Annotated in this window: 13 protein-coding genes and 2 pseudogenes; 11 read left to right on the top strand and 4 right to left on the bottom strand. The window is 67.9% G+C overall.

What is annotated here, in order from left to right:
• Positions 1 to 26 precede the first annotated feature (26 nt).
• Both ACFWWQ_RS20370 and ACFWWQ_RS20365 read right to left on the bottom strand, forming a co-directional pair.
• Positions 27 to 695, bottom strand: coding sequence for a hydrolase (locus ACFWWQ_RS20370; RefSeq protein WP_384598036.1), 669 nt, complete (start codon positions 693 to 695; stop codon positions 27 to 29).
• A gap of 92 nt (positions 696 to 787) precedes the next feature.
• A pseudogene (locus tag ACFWWQ_RS20365) lies at positions 788 to 2667 on the bottom strand (amidohydrolase).
• Positions 2668 to 3832: 1165 nt separating this feature from the next.
• On the opposite strand from ACFWWQ_RS20365, the gene ACFWWQ_RS20360 reads away from it, so the two are divergent.
• The 9 genes from ACFWWQ_RS20360 (at position 3833) to ACFWWQ_RS20320 (ending at position 13532) form a co-directional block, all read left to right on the top strand.
• Positions 3833 to 4201 carry a hypothetical protein gene (locus ACFWWQ_RS20360; RefSeq protein WP_384598034.1) on the top strand — a complete coding sequence of 123 codons (369 nt, stop codon included), beginning with the start codon at positions 3833 to 3835 and terminating at the stop codon, positions 4199 to 4201.
• A 27-nt stretch (positions 4202 to 4228) separates the two neighbouring features.
• Positions 4229 to 5086, top strand: coding sequence for an SAM-dependent methyltransferase (locus ACFWWQ_RS20355; RefSeq protein WP_384598032.1), 858 nt, complete (start codon positions 4229 to 4231; stop codon positions 5084 to 5086).
• 1252 nt (positions 5087 to 6338) lie between these two features.
• Positions 6339 to 6812 carry an NUDIX hydrolase gene (locus ACFWWQ_RS20350; protein ID WP_384598030.1) on the top strand — a complete coding sequence of 158 codons (474 nt, stop codon included), beginning with the start codon at positions 6339 to 6341 and terminating at the stop codon, positions 6810 to 6812.
• An 84-nt stretch (positions 6813 to 6896) separates the two neighbouring features.
• Positions 6897 to 7913, top strand: a complete 1017-nt coding sequence (locus ACFWWQ_RS20345) for a Gfo/Idh/MocA family protein (protein ID WP_384598028.1) — start codon at positions 6897 to 6899, stop codon at positions 7911 to 7913.
• Positions 7914 to 8173: 260 nt separating this feature from the next.
• Entirely contained in the window at positions 8174 to 9463 is a 1290-nt protein-coding gene (locus ACFWWQ_RS20340; protein WP_384598026.1) for a DegT/DnrJ/EryC1/StrS family aminotransferase, read from the top strand.
• The gene (locus tag ACFWWQ_RS20335; RefSeq protein ID WP_384598024.1) at positions 9460 to 10179 is read left to right on the top strand and encodes a methyltransferase; all 720 of its coding nucleotides are present in this window, start codon (positions 9460 to 9462) and stop codon (positions 10177 to 10179) included. Before ACFWWQ_RS20340 ends, ACFWWQ_RS20335 begins: the two co-directional genes overlap by 4 nt.
• A gap of 79 nt (positions 10180 to 10258) precedes the next feature.
• Entirely contained in the window at positions 10259 to 11095 is an 837-nt protein-coding gene (hisN, locus tag ACFWWQ_RS20330) for a histidinol-phosphatase (RefSeq protein WP_384598022.1), read from the top strand.
• Between the two features lie 568 nt (positions 11096 to 11663).
• Complete coding sequence (locus tag ACFWWQ_RS20325; protein WP_384598021.1) at positions 11664 to 13229, top strand: carbamoyltransferase C-terminal domain-containing protein; 1566 nt, start codon at positions 11664 to 11666, stop codon at positions 13227 to 13229.
• Positions 13230 to 13352: 123 nt separating this feature from the next.
• Positions 13353 to 13532, top strand: coding sequence for a hypothetical protein (locus ACFWWQ_RS20320; RefSeq protein WP_384598019.1), 180 nt, complete (start codon positions 13353 to 13355; stop codon positions 13530 to 13532).
• A 233-nt stretch (positions 13533 to 13765) separates the two neighbouring features.
• On the opposite strand, the gene ACFWWQ_RS20315 is transcribed toward ACFWWQ_RS20320, so the two are convergent.
• Entirely contained in the window at positions 13766 to 14704 is a 939-nt protein-coding gene (locus ACFWWQ_RS20315) for a LysR family transcriptional regulator (protein WP_384598017.1), read from the bottom strand.
• Positions 14705 to 14818: 114 nt separating this feature from the next.
• Between ACFWWQ_RS20315 and ACFWWQ_RS20310 the strand changes: the two are divergent.
• Positions 14819 to 15489: pseudogene (locus ACFWWQ_RS20310) on the top strand (NAD(P)H-binding protein).
• Between the two features lie 73 nt (positions 15490 to 15562).
• Complete coding sequence (locus tag ACFWWQ_RS20305) at positions 15563 to 15928, top strand: darcynin family protein (protein WP_384598015.1); 366 nt, start codon at positions 15563 to 15565, stop codon at positions 15926 to 15928.
• 565 nt (positions 15929 to 16493) lie between these two features.
• On the opposite strand, the gene ACFWWQ_RS20300 is transcribed toward ACFWWQ_RS20305, so the two are convergent.
• Positions 16494 to 16730 carry a hypothetical protein gene (locus tag ACFWWQ_RS20300; protein WP_384598013.1) on the bottom strand — a complete coding sequence of 79 codons (237 nt, stop codon included), beginning with the start codon at positions 16728 to 16730 and terminating at the stop codon, positions 16494 to 16496.
• Positions 16731 to 17208 lie beyond the last annotated feature (478 nt).

The following is a 17208-nucleotide window of genomic DNA, read 5'->3' as shown; positions in this document are numbered from 1 at the left end:
GATGCGGAGTCGGCGCGCGGGCCGGGTCAGCCCGCGGCGTGTTCGCCGATGACAGCCTGCGCGTAGACGACTCCCAGGCCGTACGCGTCGGCGTGTTCCTTGACGATCTCCGTGACGGCGCCGTAGGTCTCCGTACGGGCCCAGTCGCGCTGGAGCTCCAGCAGCACCTGCAACCAGGTGACGGGCACGGCGCCGGCCTGCGTCATCCGCTGGATGGCGTGCTCGTGGGCCTTCGGGGAGACGCCGCCGGAGGCGTCGGTGACGACGTGGACGTCATAGCCCTGGTCGATCATGGACAGCACGGGCAGGACCAGGCACACCTCGGTCCACAGCCCTGCGATGACGACCCTACCGCGGCCGGTGGCCCTGACCGCCTCGACGAGGGCCGCGTCCTCCCAGGCGTTCATCGAGGTGCGGTCGATGGGCTCGGCGTCGGGGAACACCGCCCCGAGCTGCGGAAGGATCGGTCCGGAGAAGGACTCGGCGGCCACAGTGGTCAGGATCGCCGGCACGTCGAAGGCCCTGGCGGCCTTGGCGAGGCCGACGGTGGCGTTGATGATCGCGGTCCGGTCGCCGCTGCCGGTGCCGGTGCCGAAGAACATCTGCGGCTGGTGGTCCACGAACAGCATCACGGCGTTGTCCGGGGTGAGCAGGTCCGGGCTCGGAACGGCGCTGACCTGGGTGAGGTCGACCATGACGGGTTCCCTTCGGTTTCTCGGTTGACCCTTCGCACGGTGGTCCGTGGAAGAAGTAAGGGGCAGGCGGCACGGCGTGCCTCGGATACGCCTCAGAGGAGGAAACAGGGATCGAAGGGCAAAGAGCGATCCACCATCAGGCCGCGGTCGGCGCGCCAACGGCGATGCGTCTCCGACTCACTGACGGCCTGCCCGAGCAGCTCCGCCTGCCGGACGCCCGCGCCCGGGGCCCGGCCGGGGGCCTGGTAGCCGCCGAAGTGGGCGACCGGGCTCCATCCGGGGCTGACCGCCGGCAGCTCCTCGTCCATTCCCTCGTACTCGGCCGCCGCGTGGACGATCCGGCCGCCGACGACCGTCAGCAGGGACTCGATGTGCGGGATGTCAGGCTCGGGCACGGTGAAGTAGTCGTCGGACAGAACGGCCAGGTCGCCGTAACAGCCCGGTCGCAGCACGCCCTTGACGTCCTGCTCGCCGGTCAGCGCCGCGCCCGCAGCGGTGTACATCGCGAGCGCGGTCTCCCGCTCCACCCGGTTCTGCGGCGGCCGCATCGTCAGGCCGCCGACCGTACGGCCGGAGACCAGCCAGTGCAGGGCGACCCAGGGGTTGTAGGAGGACACCCGGGTGGCGTCGGTGCCGGTGGCCACGGTCAGCCCGCGCTCCCACATCGCGCGGATCGGCGGGGCTTCCGCGGCGGCCCCGAGGCCGTACCGGCGGGTGAACATCTCACCCTGGAAGGACAGCCGGTTCTGCACGGACAGTGAGCCGCCGAGCGCCGCGATGCGGTCGAGACTGTCCGGTGAGACGGTCTCCGCGTGGTCGAAGAGCCACCGGCTCCCGGCGGGGAAGAGCCCCTCGGCGGCGAGCTTCTCGAACACCGCCAGGTCGCGGCGGATCGTCTCGTCGTAGGTCGCGTGCAGCCGGAAGCCCCAGCCGTGTTCCATGAGCAGCCGGACGGCCTTCTCGAACTCGCCCTCGTAGGCGGTGAGTTCGGGTCCCGGCTCGGCGAAGTTCTCGAATTCGGCGGCAGCCCAGGTCAGGTTCTCGCCGGCGCCGTTCAGCCGCAGCCACTCGTCGCCGTCCCCGGGGCGGACCGTTTCGACCCAGCGGGTGAGGTCGTCGAGTTCCTGGCCCGGGGTCTGCGGGAACAGGCGGTAGGCGATGCGCAGCGAGAGTTGACCGTCCCGGGCGAGCTCGGTCACCGTGCCGTAGTTCTCGGGAAAGCTCTGGAATCCGCCTGCGGCGTCGATCGCGGAGGTCAGCCCGAAGCGATTGAGTTCACGCAGGAAGTGCCGGGTGGACGTCGTGCGGTCCTCGCCCTCCAACATCGGGGCCTTGGCGAGCGTGGAATAGAGGATCAGGGCGCTCGGGGCGGCCAGCAGCATCCCGTTGGGCTCACCGTTCCGGCCCCGGACGATCTGGCCGCCACTCGGGTCGGGGGTGCTCCTGGTATAGCCGGCGGCCTTCAGCGCGGCGCGGTTGAGGATCGCCGACTGGTAGAGATGGAGAACGAACACCGGGGTGTCCGGCGCAGCCTCGTTCAATTCGGTGGGCGTCGGGAGTCGCCGCTCGGCGAACTGCTCGGACGACCAGCCGCCGACGACGCGCACCCACTGCCCCTTGGGGGTGCGGGCGGCCTGGTCCCGCAGCATCGCCAGGGCTTGGCGTAGCGAGGTCACGCCGTCCCAGCGCAGTTCCAGGACGTAGTGGAGACCGCCCCGGATCACGTGCAGATGCGAGTCGTTGAGACCGGGCACCATACGCCGGCCGAGCGCGTCGACCACGGTGGTGGACGGTCCGACGACCGGGGCGACGTCCGCGTCGTCCCCCACGGCCGTGATCAGGCCGCCGCGGATGGCGAGGGCGCCGGCCTGCGGGCGGCGTCTCCGGTGAAGATCTTCGCGTTGCGGACGACGACGTCAGCGCCGTTCTCGATGGCGCGGGGAACCAGCCCGCCGACCGGTATTGCAGGCACCTCGACAGCCTCCTGTGACGGGGTTCGGGTCGCATGCGGTGGAACGGCGACCAGGACGGTCGAGCGGGCCGGTTACCGGGCGGCCCGCTCGCACACACGGCAGAACGTTAGATCCGCCGCCGGTACCGGACTTGGCTCACAGCGCACCGCTTCAGGTCCGACAGTGCACCTGTTGGCAGACTGCCTCCGGACGGTGTGAAGCCCCGCCCCCCCCGCATCCGGCAGGATCGGGGGAGTACCGGGCTTCGGTTCGGGACGGCCGCGCCGCCGTTTCGGTCACTCGGTCACTCCGCCGGGAAAGCCGGCAGCGCCGGGTTCACCTCCCCGGCGCGGGCCGCAGCCGGTCTTCGGCACGCCCTCGCTCTCGACGCACTCGATGGAGGCCGGCGCCCGGCACGGCACAGTTCTGACGGACGGGCGGACAGCCGCCGTGGTCCGGACAGCCCGGCACCTCGATGCCGGCGACGTAGCGGCCTCGGCGGCCGGTCAGCAGCCGTTCATCCTCATGCCTGGTCCCTTGCTCCACGACTGCTGCCTCTGCGACTCGTGCTGCGCACAGGAACGATGAGCGCCCGCCAGCCGGGCACGAGCGCGAACGGTCCCTACCGGCTGTGAGGCGGGCGATCGTCTCCTTATCGCCAAGATTGATGGGCATCTGGTCCAGGAATTGGCGAGCGGCCTTCCTATTGGCGTACGGCCAGTCGGTGGTGAAGAGAATCCGGTCGATCCCGAGCACGCCTTGAGCCGATCACGGTCGAGGCAAGGCAGGCAGATTCTCTGCAAGGTTGGGGGTAGCTCAGCTCGAATTCTGCCCGCGATGCTGCGCACGACCGTACCCAAGAGACGGCGAAGGGCGACCGGGGATGACCGGAGTCTCGCCGTCGCACCCCACTGACCGGGACAGACAGCTCGGTCGCCGACTACGCCGACTACGCCGACTCTGCACCCGGCTCGGCCCCATGGCGCCCAAGTTCGGGCAGCCCTCTCCACCCGCTCCGACTGGCTCCCCCTGGGGCGCCCTGGACGAACTACGCGTCCTCCAGAACAATGGTCGTTCGATGCCCAGCACCGTCAGATGCCAACCGGAGAGCGCCTGCGGCAGACGCCTCACGGACGTCTTCGGCTCCTTTGCCCCGACCCCGTGGCGAGCGCTTCCCTAGCCCAGATGCACCGCGCGACCCTGAAGGACGGCACCCCCCGTAGTGGTGGAGGTGGTAAAGGCGGTGTCCCCACCGCACTGCGGACGTCAACGAGGTTCTCCGCCGCTTCGCCGCCTCCTTCACCCCCCCTGCAACTGAGGACCAATCGCCTCACCCACAAGAGGCTCCAGTACTTCCGGGACACACTTCACGGTGCCAACACGCGGGCGACCACGGCCCTGGCCAACTGGATGCGGACGCACGGTGGATATCTGCCGGAGCTCCACGCCTTCCTGCTCTCGGCCGTCCACACGGACAAGGGTGTCGCGTTCGTCCTGGAAGCCCGTGACCGCTCACTCGACACAATGCGGCAGATGGGCCACTTCACCAGCTGACACATCCCTCACGCTCGGGAGACCTCGATGACCAACGACCCATCCGTGCACCACACCGTCCCGTCGTCACTGGGCGTCGGCCGGCTCTATGACGAGCAAACCGAGATCGTGCAAACGGAGATCGTGGACGGCGCGGCCGTCGACGGCAACATCCACGTCGGCTACTGGGACAGCGCCACAGACGACCGCTCGCTCAACCAAGCCACCGACCGACTCACCGACCTCGTGGCGGGGCGGCTGGCTGCCGCACCCGGCCAGCGCCTGCTGGACGTCGGCTGCGGAACCGGACGGCCTGCCCTGCGCATCGCCCGGGCCACCGGCGCCCGTGTGTCAGGAATCTCGGTCAGCAACCAGGACATCGACCTTGCTCGAACCCGGGCGGACGCCACCGCGCTCGCCGACCGAGTGGACTTCCGGTACGCGGACGCCTGCGCACTGCCCTTCGATGTCGCGTCCTTCGACGGTGCCTGGGCGATCGAGTCCATGATGCACATCAGCGACCGGACCATTGCCCTCACCGAGATCGCCCGGACCCTGCGACCGGGTAGCCCGCTGGTCATCACCGATGTGCTGCTTCGGTCGCCGGTGACCGGGGATACCGCGGATCTGGTCCGCCAGACGTGCCGGGCGTTCCAGTCCCCCTCGCTGCCCGAACCGGCGGAGCTCCGCACGTCCCTCGACCGCGCCGGTCTGGAGGTGGTGGAGTTCCACGACATCGGAGAGCACGTCCGGCGCACCTACCAGGCGTTCGCCGATGCCTTCGACGATGTTGCACCCTCCGTCGATGACCCCCATTACGAGTTCTTCCACTCCACCCGCTCCCTTCCCCGGTTCGGTGCGCTCCCACAGATCGGCTATGCCTTCCTGGTCGCCCGCCGCCGGTGAACGAAGGACTTGCCCGGGGGAGTGGGAGTGGGAGTGGCACCACAGGACCCTGTCGGCAGCAGGGGCGACCGGCCGCGGGCCGGCAGGACCCTGCTGTTCCGGCCCGCCCGGCGGCGTGAGCCGGAGGCCGACACCTGTCCTCGTGGCGTCCGAGCTGCTCCGAAGGAGCCGTACGTGCTGGTCGCTCAGGGTCGTCGCCTCCTTGAGGGCACCCAGGCCGGAGGCGATGCGCAGCCCGGCTGCCTCACGCAATTCGCGGAACGGGCTGTGAAGTCGAGGCTCGGGCGGAGTGCTACCAGTTCTGAGAAGCCGCCCGGAGAGTAGCAAAACTAGAGCAAACATCGAGTTCGATATGCCGGTCCCCGTAGGTGCCTGGATGGTCGGTACGGTGTTGGTGGGTCACCAGGTGGTCAACTTATCGAGAAATAAAAAGGTTCGGGATGTTGCCGAGGCCGCGGTCCGGGCGGCCCAGCCCAGCGAGTGTCGTCTTCTGCGTGTCGATGTGGTCGACAGACAGCGTCGTCGAGCCGTGATGAGTGGCAAATCCGGCCAACATAGTTGACCATGAAACGGTCAACGGTGGCAGAAAGAATGATCGTTCAAGGGAAGCGCGATAAGGGACCCCTGGCCCGCGGAGTAGGCGGACCGGGACGATGGCGGCCCGTGGATTGGTGACGGCATCCATCCGAGCACCTGTGCCCGGCTGGATGCCGGCACCCACCGGGCCAAACGCCTCAGCGCATGAGTTAATGCTATGTCAAGAGCAAGTTGAGGCATCTGAGTTCTTTCGTAAACCCATGCGCCTCCTGGGGTGTCGGGTAGTGTTCGGGACGGAAATGCAGGTCCGATAAAAATCGCGATTCGGTGATAATTCGGACTGTTTTGATGTTTTCGTTTGGATTGTTCGACCCTTTGTGTGTTTTGCCCGGCGTATGGCGCACATGAGTTTTATGTGCAGGTGAAATGAGGGAAGAATGGTCAGCTGGTTCCGAGAAAGAAGGCGTGTGGCTGTAGGTGCAGCTGGGATCTCATTCCTCGCTCGGTTCCTCCAGCACCCCTTCCCGGTCACTGCTGTCACGGATTCGTCAACCATGCAATGCTCGCCGCCCAAGGTTCGCACTTCGCCACCCGCTTGGCCCGACGGTCGCTCCGACTGTGTGGCGTTCGAGGCGGCGACACTGCACGGACACGCTTTCCGCCAGGTGCCCACCCGCTGTGCCGCACCGTTTACTGGGCGCGGTGAACGGCTGACGTGAGCGAGGAGACCGCACCCCGACTGGTGGTGGGCGCGCTGATCCGCGACCGGCGCGACCGGATCTTCGTCCAGCGCCGCTCGTCCGGCCGACGCCTCTTCCCCGAGTGCTGGGACGTCGTCGGCGGAGCCGTGGAGGAAGGAGAGTCCCTCCTGGACGCGCTCCACAGGGAGATAGCGGAGGAGACCGGGTGGCGGCTGCGCCGCGTTCTTGCCCGGGTGGCGCACGAAGAGTGGACGGCGAACGGACTGCGGCACATCGAGTCGGACTATGTCGTCGAGGTGGACGGAGACCTCTCGTCGCCCGAACTCGAACGGGACAAGCACACTGAGTTCGCCTGGATAGCGGCCGAGGAAGTCTCGCTGCTTGACGAGAACGCACAGCGCAGCGGAAGCACCTTCATCAAGGACGTTGTGACCGCGGCACACGCCTGGCTCTCCGATGCTCCCGGGAAGAGCCGCAGAGCCCTCTGAACCGTCTGCTACCAAGAGTCCGATGGGGATCTCTACGAGCTTTTCCCTGGCCGCCCGCGTCATCCTGCGAGGGGGATATTCTGCATGCTCGGTGAAACGTTGAAGAACGTGCGTCCGCGACCGCGAGTATTGGTGGTCGGATTTGCTGGACATCAAGGAAAGGAGTATCTGCCGGTCGTGGGGGAGAGCGCAGAAGTCGTCGGCGGCGTCGACCCCGCCCCGGCGGCCTCATCACTCGCCGAAGAATGGGGATTCCCGCATTATGAAATTCTCGGTGAGGCACTCGAAAAAGTCGACTTCGATGCCGCAGTGGTCACCGTACCGCATAGCGAGCACTTCCCGGTCTGTACGAAACTCCTGGCGCACGGCAGGCACGTCATCAAGGAAAAGCCGTTCGCCGTCACCGAACGGGAAGCCCGGCAATTGATACACCTGGCGCAACGCGCTGACCGCAGCGTCTTCACGCTGCTGCAACGGAACTTCAACCCCGTGTTCCAGTTTGCCCAGGAGAACCTCGCGCGGATCGGGGAGCCTTACTGGTTCTCCTACGACTACCACTTCAACCTGGCTCATCCGACCACGGGATGGCGCGCCTCCCGGGAGCAGGCGATGGGCGGTGTGCTCCTCGATATGGGCTACCACCTCATCGATGTGCTCAGCGGAATGTTCCCCGAATCCCCTCGGGTGCGATCCGCCTTTGTGCACCAGTACCGGGAGATGCGGGATCGTCGACTGGAGGATCTCGTCAGCCTCATGTGCAGCTATCCCTCAACGGGGCTGGCGGGCTCGCTACGCATCTCACGCCATAACTACGAGAAGATCGAACACCTCTGCGTGCTCGGTACGGAGGGCGCGTTGAACGTCGCCCCCGGGGCCGCCATCCTGCACTCCATCGGAGGGCTGCCGTTGGAGCGCTACACCTGGGACGGCCCTAAGACCGACGCCGTGCGTTCCATGATCGCCCACCATCTGAGGCATCTGGACGACCGAAGCTACCGCCAGGACCACCTCCAGCGTCAACTCGCCGCCGTACGCACGATCGACGGGATCTACCGGGATCGGTTACGTGAGCAGAACGAGCTCGCCGACCGGTGCGCCTGACCCCTACCCCCAACGCTCGGACACCGGAATCGTCCTGGTCGTCATGTTCCTGAAGGGCCACGAGTCCTTGGCGAACGTGCGACTGGCCGTCGTCCCGCAAGACGCCGTGGATACCGCTGTGTTCGCCCGTCCCAGCACCGAGGACGAGGGCCGAGCGGCATCACCGCACAGCGCACTCCGCACCGCCTCCTCAACCGAACGCGCACCGACCAGGCACGGCGCGCCGGGCCCAAGCCCACCCGCGAAAGCAGGTAGGACACATGACCACCGCCGAACAACTCGCCCTCCTTGGAGGCGCACCCGCCGTCGAACGGCCGCTGCCACACGAGGTCTGGCCGCCCCCCGCCGACGAGGCGGAGCTGTCGGAACTGGCCGAGCAGCGGAACACCGACATCTCCATCAAGGGCAACAGCGGTCCCATCGGCCGGCTTGAGGCCGATTTCCTCGCCTTTCTGAACGACGGGGCCCGCTTCGCGGTCACCTTCAACTCCGGTACCAGCGCCCTCCTCGCCGCCTACTTCGCGCTCGGCGTGCGCGAAGGCGTGGACGTCGTGGGACCAGCACTCACCTACCATGCGGCGCTGAGTCCCGTCTTCGCGCTCCGCGGTGACGTGGTCCTGGCCGACATCGACCCTGACACCCGTGGCCTGGACCCCGAAGCACTTCACGCCGCGCTCACCGAGCACACCAAGGTCATCACGGTCGTCCACCAGTGGGGCCACCCCTGCGATATGGACGCGATCTTGCGGATCGCCGAGCGACACGGGCTGCGCGTTCTGGAGGACTGTTCTCACGCCCATGGCAGCCGCTACAAGGGCAAGCCCGTCGGCACCTTCGGTGACGCCGCGGTCTTCTCCCTCCAGGCCAACAAGGCCGTCTACGCAGGAGAGGGCGGCATCCTCGTCACGAGCGACCCCCGGGTGCACGACCGCGCCACTCTTCTCGGGCACTACCGGGACCGCTCCCGGGACGCCGTCCTCGACGAGGACCTGCGTGCGCACTGGGTCACCGGCTTCGGGCTCAAGCTGCGCATGTCGCCGTTCAACGCCATCGTCGCCCGGCACGCGCTCGCAGCGTTCCCGGCACGCAAGGAGGCCCGGCATCGCTGTCTGCGCTACTTCAGCGAGCAACTCGGTGACGTGACCTATCTGGAGCCGGTACACGTTGCCGACCACGTCGACATGGGCGCCTGGTACGGCTACAAACCGCTCTACCGGCCCGAGGCACTGGACGGCGTCCCGCGCTCCGTGCTCATCGAGGCACTGCGCGCCGAAGGCATGGAAGTGGGCGCCCCCTCCGGCCCCCGGCTGTCGACCCTGCCGCTCTACGCCCGCCCGGAGAACCCCCTCTTCCCCGGAACGCCGAAGAAGGGCATCGCACCGGAGACCGGCTCACACGCCGAACACGTCGAGCAGCACGCGCTGTCCCTGCCCACCTTCACCAGCTGGCCCGAGGACACGACGCTCATCGACCAGTACGCCGAAGCCTTCCGCAAGATCGGCCGTCACCGCGAAGCGCTTGTGCGGTACGCGGCAGACCCGTCCCGATGACCGACACCACCGAAGAGGGAGAGACCATGACTGCCGAGGAGTCCCCCGAGGCCGTGGCCCAGGTCCTGCAGCACGCCCTCGTGGGTGACGACCTGCCGGACTCCTTCACCCTGCTGGGGCGGGAATGGAGCCTGCACCGAGGCGTCTTCCCCAGCACTCTGAGCGCCGCCACCGAGGTGCTGGCCTCGCTCGTGCCCTATCCCGCGGGCGGCTCGTTCCTGGAGGTCGGCTGCGGCACGGGCGTCATCTCCGTGACCGCCGCGCTCAACGGCTGCGCCTCCGTCACCGCGCTGGACATCAACGAAAAGGCCGTGGCCAACACGGCTGCCAACGCCGAGCGGCACGGTGTGAGCGACCGGGTGCGCGTCCTCCACAGCGACATGTATACGGCGCTTGAGCCCACGGAGCGCTTCGACGCCATCTTCTGGAACGTCCCCTGGACCTATGTGGAGGACGGCTTCTCACTCTCCACCGATCTGCACTCCGCCGTCTTCGACCCGGGCTACCAGGGCCAGGCCCGGTACATCGCCGGTGCCCATGAGCATCTGGCCGACGACGGCAGGCTGTTGCTGGGCACGGCCGACCTCGGGGACCGCGAACGGCTCGACGCCATCGCCGAGGAAGCCGGCATGCGGGTCGAACTGCTGCAGCGCGTGCGCAGGATCGAGGAAGTACGGGTCATGGAGTACCACATGCTCGAACTGCACGCGAAGTGATCCGGCAGCCCTTGGCGCTCCGCCCGGACCGCCAAGGGCTGAGCCCCCGAAACCTACGATGTGTGCAGTGAGGCGCTCCATGTCACGACAGGCAGATCTCGAACTGGCCCTGCACCTCGGCGATATCGCCGACAGCATCACCAGCCGTCGCTTCCAAGCCCGCGACCTGCGGATCCAGGAGAAGCTGGACCGTACGCCCGTGACCGACGCGGACACCGCCGTCGAAACGGCCGTACACGAGGCACTGAGGTCGGCCCGCCCGGACGACGCCTTCGCCGGGGAGGAGACCGGCGGCTCCGTCACGGCGGGGCGCACCTGGATGGTCGACCCCATCGACGGCACCAAGAACTTCCTGCGTGGGGTGCCGGTCTGGGCCACACTGATCGCTTTGCTGGAGGATGGCCGGCCCACCGTCGGTGTGATCAGTGCCCCCGCCCTGCGCAGCCGATGGTGGGCGGCGGCCGAACGGGGCGCCTGGCTGCGGCGCGGGTCGGTCGACAGCGCCCCCCTGCCCCTGCGGGTCTCCGGCAACCCCCGCCTCGACACGGCCTATCTGTCCACCACCAGCACGCGTACCTGGGACATCTTCCACTCCTGTGAGGCATATCTGCGCCTGGCCGAAGCGTGCTGGGAGGACCGTGCCTTCGGAGACTTCCTCCAGCACTGCATGGTTGCCGAAGGAACCCTCGACATCGCGGCCGAACCGGTTGTGAACCCCTGGGACATCACCGCCGTACAGATCCTCGTGGAGGAAGCCGGCGGTGTCTGTACCGATCTCCTGGGCGCCTCGCCCCAAAGCGGCACCGGCGCCCTGTCCGCCAACCCGCGGTTGCATCAGCTCGCCCTGAAAGTCCTCTCGGCCCCGCCTGGCGCCGCCTTCGATCACGATGCAGAAGACCTCGATGCCCCAGCATGAGCCCGATGTGCGTCCCGCCACCCGCGATGACATCGCCCGGTCCGTACACGCTTTCGGTGAGGTGTGCGCCGACTGTCCGGCCACGCGCTGCACCGTCGCCCCGGGACGGCCACACCCGCCGGGTCACCACAGGAGCTCTTCCTCACCCGCAGCGACAAGGGGGCCGGGAAGGTCTGGGTAGCCGGCTGCGGCAACGCCGTGGCCGTGTGGACCACTCCCGAGAGCGCCGGGGCAGGAGCAGTCTTCGCCGAACTTGCACACCGCTTCGCCGAGTTGCGGCGGAGCCTCCCGAGGGCGTGGTGACGGGCTTGAGTGTGTCCGACACCGCGGCCATCCGGCAGCCCCCGAAGGGAATTGTCTACCGGCTGGCCAGGAGGCCCCGCCTGGCGGCGGTACCGCGATTCGGGGCGCGCCTTCCGCCACGCCGAGGACGTCATGGACACGATCGCTGCGATGGACTGAGTCGCCGCCCCCGTCTCTCCGCGCCGCCGGGCGGCAGCCGATCCCGGCTCCGTTTGATCCCGGCGCCCAACTGTCAGGTCAGAAATCCACAGAGAAAGGGACCATCATGCTGATTCTTTCCCTCAAGGAAGGCCATGACGGGGCGATAGCGGCCGTCGAAGACGGCAAGCTGCTCTTCTCCCTGGAGGCGGAGAAGGACTCGTTCGTCCGCTACAGCGGTCTGACCGCCGAGGTGTTCGCCGTAGCGGCGGACCGGCTGGACAAGCAGCCGGACGTCGTCGCCGTGAGCGGCTGGATCAAGGGGACCCAAGCCACCGACCAACCTTCGCGTTCCGGGTACTTCGGTGTGGGCGAATCCGCGATCTCGGACGAGGCCGGCCGGTTCTTCGGGAAGGACGTGCGCGTCTTCTCCTCCACACATGAGCGCTCCCACATCATGACGTCCTATGGAATGTCGGCATTCCATCGGGACCAGCCCTTCTATAGCCTGGTGTGGGAGGGGAACATCGGCTCGTTCTACCGCATCGACGAGCGAGGGAAGGTGACACATCTCAAGGAGGTGCTCAACTACCCGGGCAACAAGTACTCCTACGGTTTCGCGCTCGCGGACCCCAATTACAGTGCGCACGAAGAATTCGTCCGTTTCCAGGACGCGGGCAAGCAGATGGCCCTGGCCGGATTTGCCGAGAATCGATCGGCGACCCAGGCGGAACAGGAAGTCATCGACTTCATTCTCGGCCAGAAGGAAGTCATCACCGGCAGCCTGAAAGACCGGATGGTCGATTCCCCTTACTACAACATCGGCGTGGAATCGAACGCGTACAAGAGCCTCGCCGCCCGCCTGTCGAACGCCATCTTCGACCGGTTCTACGCGTACGCCAGGGAGCATTTGACGGAGGGCCTCCCGCTGCTCATCTCGGGGGGCTGCGGACTCAATTGCGAGTGGAACCGCCGCTGGCGCGAGTGCGGGCTCTTCCCCGCGGTCTTCGTCCCGCCGTGCCCCAACGACAGCGGCTCCGCGATCGGGACCGCCATCGACGCCCAGCACTTCTACACCGGGTCGGCCGACCTGGACTGGGACGTCTACGCGGGGGGTGAATTCGTGGAGGACATGACATTCGACCCGCAGCGCTACGAAGTCCGCCCGGTGCGCAACGACGAGGTCGCCCGCTACCTCCGCGACGGGAACATCATCGGCTGGGCACAGGGCCGCTGGGAGATCGGCCCCCGCGCGCTCGGGAACCGGTCGATCCTGGCCGCTCCCTTCACCGAGGAGACGACGGTCAGGCTCAACAAGATCAAGCAGCGCGAGGGCTACCGCCCCATCGCCCCGATCTGTCTGGAGCAGGACGCGGCCCGCTGGTTCGGTGGCGGGGTCCCCGACCCCTACATGCTGTACTTCAGTCAGGTCGAGTCCGGCGAACTGCGGGCCGTGACGCACGTCGACGGAACGGCTCGCACTCAGACCGTCGACCCGACGGCGAACCCGGAAATGGCCGATCTGCTGACCTCCTTCGGTGAATTGACCGGATTCAGCGTCCTCTGCAACACCTCGCTCAACTATTCGGGGCGTGGGTTCATCAACCGCACCAGCGACCTGATTGCGTACGGCGAACTCCACGGGCTGGATGGGTACGTCGTGAATGGCGCTTTCATTACCCCGCGGCGATAAGGTACCCGCCGCTGGATCGGGCGGCGATGCTGAATATGGCTCGCCGCCGACGCCGCAGAAGCAGGTTTCGATACGTCAGGAGTGTCGGCCAAGCATGACCAATGAAAGGTATTCTGGCCGGCCTTGAGGGTCGGCTTCTCCGGCATTCCCCCGCACACCGTCATGCGCGAGGCCGGCTCGGTGACGACCTTCCTTACGCCGATCGCCGGCGGACCGGCTCCAGGATCCGATGCCTCCGAAGCCGAGCTGACGACTTTCCTGTGGCCAATGATCAGAGAGGACTTCCTGACCGAGGGCGGCTGACCACCGGGCCGAGGTCGCCGAACGGGTCTGATCTTTCAGTCGCCGGGGAAGCCAAGCATCCGGGCCGTCAGCTCCACAAGGTCGGCTGTCCGGCCGGTATTTGGGGCTGGGATCGAAGCAAGATGTGGAACGAGTCAGCGACCACGAATCCGGTAGCCGGAACGCGAGTGGACCACAGACAGGCGGATCCCCAACCGGCCGCTGTCAGCCCATGCCGCACCTCTGGGATCACGTCAGGTGGCTCCGGGCGCACGGAGTGCGCGGCGAACAGCGTTGCGGAGCCAGTGGTGGGCTCCGTCGGCTGCGTGGCGGGGGTGCCAGGCCATGCCGATGGTCAGGGGCGGCAGCGGCAGGGGAATGTCGAGGAGGCACAGGCCGAGGGCGGTGGCGGTGTGGGTGAGAGGCGATTCGGGATTGCCGGGAAGTGCGGCGGGGACGAGGCAGACGACGTCGCTGCGGGCTGCGAGGGTCATTGCCGCCAGGTGGCTGGGGAGGACTGCGGTGACGCGCCGATGGAGGTCCCGTTCGGCCAGGGCGGTGTCGAGAGGGCCGGTGAACCGGCCTTGTCGGCTGACCACGACGTGTTCGGCGGCAGCAAGCTGCGCCGGGTCCAGGGCTTTCCCCGCGAGGGGGTGGCCCGGGCGGACGGCCGCCACCATCCGGAGCGTGACCAGTTCTTCGACCCGGGTCTCCGGGTCCACGTGGTCGATGGATCCGACCTCCAGATCGATCCGGCCGTCGCGGAGGGCCGGGCCGGCCTCCAACTCCTCGCCCCGGAGCCGGAACGAGACACCCGGCGCCTCCTGCCGGGCCAGGGGCAGCAGTCCGGAAGCCAGCGCCGCACCGACCAGGTCGGCGGCCTGGAGGGTGAAGGTACTGCCCAGGGTGGCGGGGTCGGCGCCTTCGCCGGGGCTGAGCAGCGATCCGAGGCGGCGCACCACTGCGGCGGCTTCGTCGCGCAGAGCCAGGGCGCGAGGGGTGGGGACCATGGTCTGTCCGGCCCGCACGAGGAGCGGGTCCTGGAGGGTACGTCGCAGGCGGCCGAGGGTGCGGCTCATGGCGGCGGGGGAGGTGCGCAGGCGGGCGGCGGCACGGGTGACGCTCTGCTCGGCCAGCAGGGCGTCCAGCGCGACGGCGAGGTTGGCGTCAAGGGCCGAATGTGGGCTGTTCACCAGCGTAATTCCATTCCAGGCAATGTCCCCTTGCTGAAGTACCCATTGTGGCATCACCGGGGCGCTCCCCAGGATGGTGGCCTACGGAACGGAACACGAAACCTTGAGGTTTTCATGATCGTCATCACTGCCCCCACCGGGAACATCGGCCGCCACCTGCGCACCCGGTTCCTGGAGTCCGCCCCGGCGCCGGTGAGGAACTGCGCGTGATCGTGCGCGACCCCGCACGGCTGCCGGACTCGGCACGCGAACGCGTCGAGGCGATCACCGGCTCGCACGGCGACGCCGAGGTGGTCGACAGGGCCTTCCAGGGCGCGGACGCCGTCTTCTGGCTCGTCCCCCCGGATGCCTGCCTGACCCCGGAGGACGCCTACGCCGGCTTCACCCGCCCCGCCGCGAGAGCGCTCACCGCCCACAGGGTCGGCCACGTCGTCGGGGTTTCCGCTCTCGGCCGCGGCACCCCGCTCGCCGGCCGCGCCGGACTCGTCACCGTCTCTTTGGCCATGGACGACCTTCTGGCCGGCACCGGCGTCGCCTACCGGGCTCTGGCCAACCCGTCCTTCTTCGAGAACCTCCTGGAGGAGGCCGCCTCGATCCGCGTCAAGGGCGTCTTCACCGACGCCGTCGACGCCGACCGCAAGGCGCCCCTCGTCGCCGTCGCCGACATGAAGCGAGCCAAGGACGAGGGCCTCGACGCCGGCGTCACCCGCACCCCGGACACCGCCGGTCCCGCCACCTTCGAGCACTGGTGCGCCCAGACCCTCAAGCCCGCCGTCCTCCGCTGAAAGCCACCAGCCCCTTCGCCATCGCACATGGTGCCTATGGCGTCAGACCACCCGCCGCTTGGAGACACCCATCATGCCCGTTGAGGAAACCGAACCGCCGGTCACCGCGTTCATGCTCGTCAAGACCACGCCCGAGTGGCTCGCGCTGACCGTCCCGGAGCGGATCGACGCCTTCACCACCCAGGTCGTCCCCACGATCGAGGCCAGGACCACCGGCGTCCGGTCACGCTTCTACGACACCGAGTTCTACTCCGCGCGCGTCACCGACGTCTGGGTCTGGGAAGCGGACGATCACCACGCCTACCAGCTCCTCATCGACGCACTGCGCGAAACTCCGTTCTGGGACCGCTACTTCGAGGTCGTCGACATCCTCGTCGGCACCGAGAACGGCTATGCCCGCAACTACCACGTCGACCCCGCTGCCACCATCAGCACCTGACACACCGCACGACTGCGCCGACAACGCGAGCCCCGGGCCGCTGGACCCGGGGCTCGCGTAGCCGGGAGGGTGGCCAGACGTTATCCCGAGCGGGAGTGCTGCCTTCGGCCGACGGCCCAGGGTCCTCGACCTGCTCAGCCCGGAGTCGATGTCCACGATGGTGGAGGCGATCTCGTCCTTACACCACTCTTTCTCGGGGGAGTTCAAGGGCACCCGACCACCCCCGTAGGCCATGCACAGCAGTTCGGCCTTGGTGCGCTTACGCATGAGCTCGTGCACGCGCTGCACCCGCTTGTTGCTCCGTGCCACCCAGTTCCTGCGCCTTTGCTCGGCCTCCGCCCTGCTGCCGTCTGGATCGCCCAGCTCGGGCACCTGGGCCTCCGACAGCGGGCTGGGCAGGGACCGTCCTCCGAAGCCCCCAGACCGCCGGATGAGCCCAGAATCGGTCCTGCCCACTTCATGCCCAGTGCCGCGAGGGCGGCGAGCCGCTCGGCGGTGAGCTTGGTGATCGCCACCGACAAGGTCGCGGCGAAGGTGTCGGTGCTGACGGGCAGGCGTCTGGCGCTCATCGGCCCCGGTAAGGGCAGGGCGGCAACACCTTGCGGCCCAGCACCTGCGGCCATGCCGCTGCCATCTGGGCCAGCGGCACGGCGTATGCGTCGCCGACGGTGCCGTCCCGACTTGCGATGGCCAGCATGCCGACGACGGCATCCCCCCACTTGCCGTTGACGACGACAGGCGCCCCGCTGAACCACGGCTGGGTGCGCAAGGCCGACTCGCTGTCAGCATCCAGCTGGATCACGCCTCCGCCCACGGGACCGCGCAGGCGGCAAGAGCTCCAGGCGCCGTTTCTCGTGCGTGGGGGATTGCCTGGGTAACCGAATACCGAGGCTGTTCCCTCGGCTGAAGAACCACGGTGCGTACCGGCGAGGCGTGCTCCCGCGCCGGCAGGAAGAACATCGCCCCCAACGAGCACCAGTCCGGCAGCGTCGCGCCCAGCCTGGCCAGGTCCGGGCGGTGGATCCCACGCCACGACCCGGCAGTGGCGTAGGGGCGCTCCCTCTGCATCACCCAGTAACGGGAACTCGATCGGCACACGAGCAGTGTCCGCAGGCCGCTCGTCTGTCGTCTTGTCCCGCCCCAGTGCGGCATCGACGACATGCGCGCACGTCACGATCTCCCTGTCTGAGGTTCCCCCGAGATGCGGAGGGAGCTGACAGAGGGTCAGATGGGACTCATGAGAGGACCTACGACCATGGCTGCCCCAAGGAAATACTCGC

This window comes from Streptomyces sp. NPDC059080 (assembly GCF_042739975.1).
Classification (GTDB): Bacteria; Actinomycetota; Actinomycetes; order Streptomycetales; family Streptomycetaceae; genus Streptomyces; species Streptomyces benahoarensis.
Note: the sequence above shows the minus strand (reverse complement) of the source record. Positions and strands in the feature narration are given on the sequence as shown.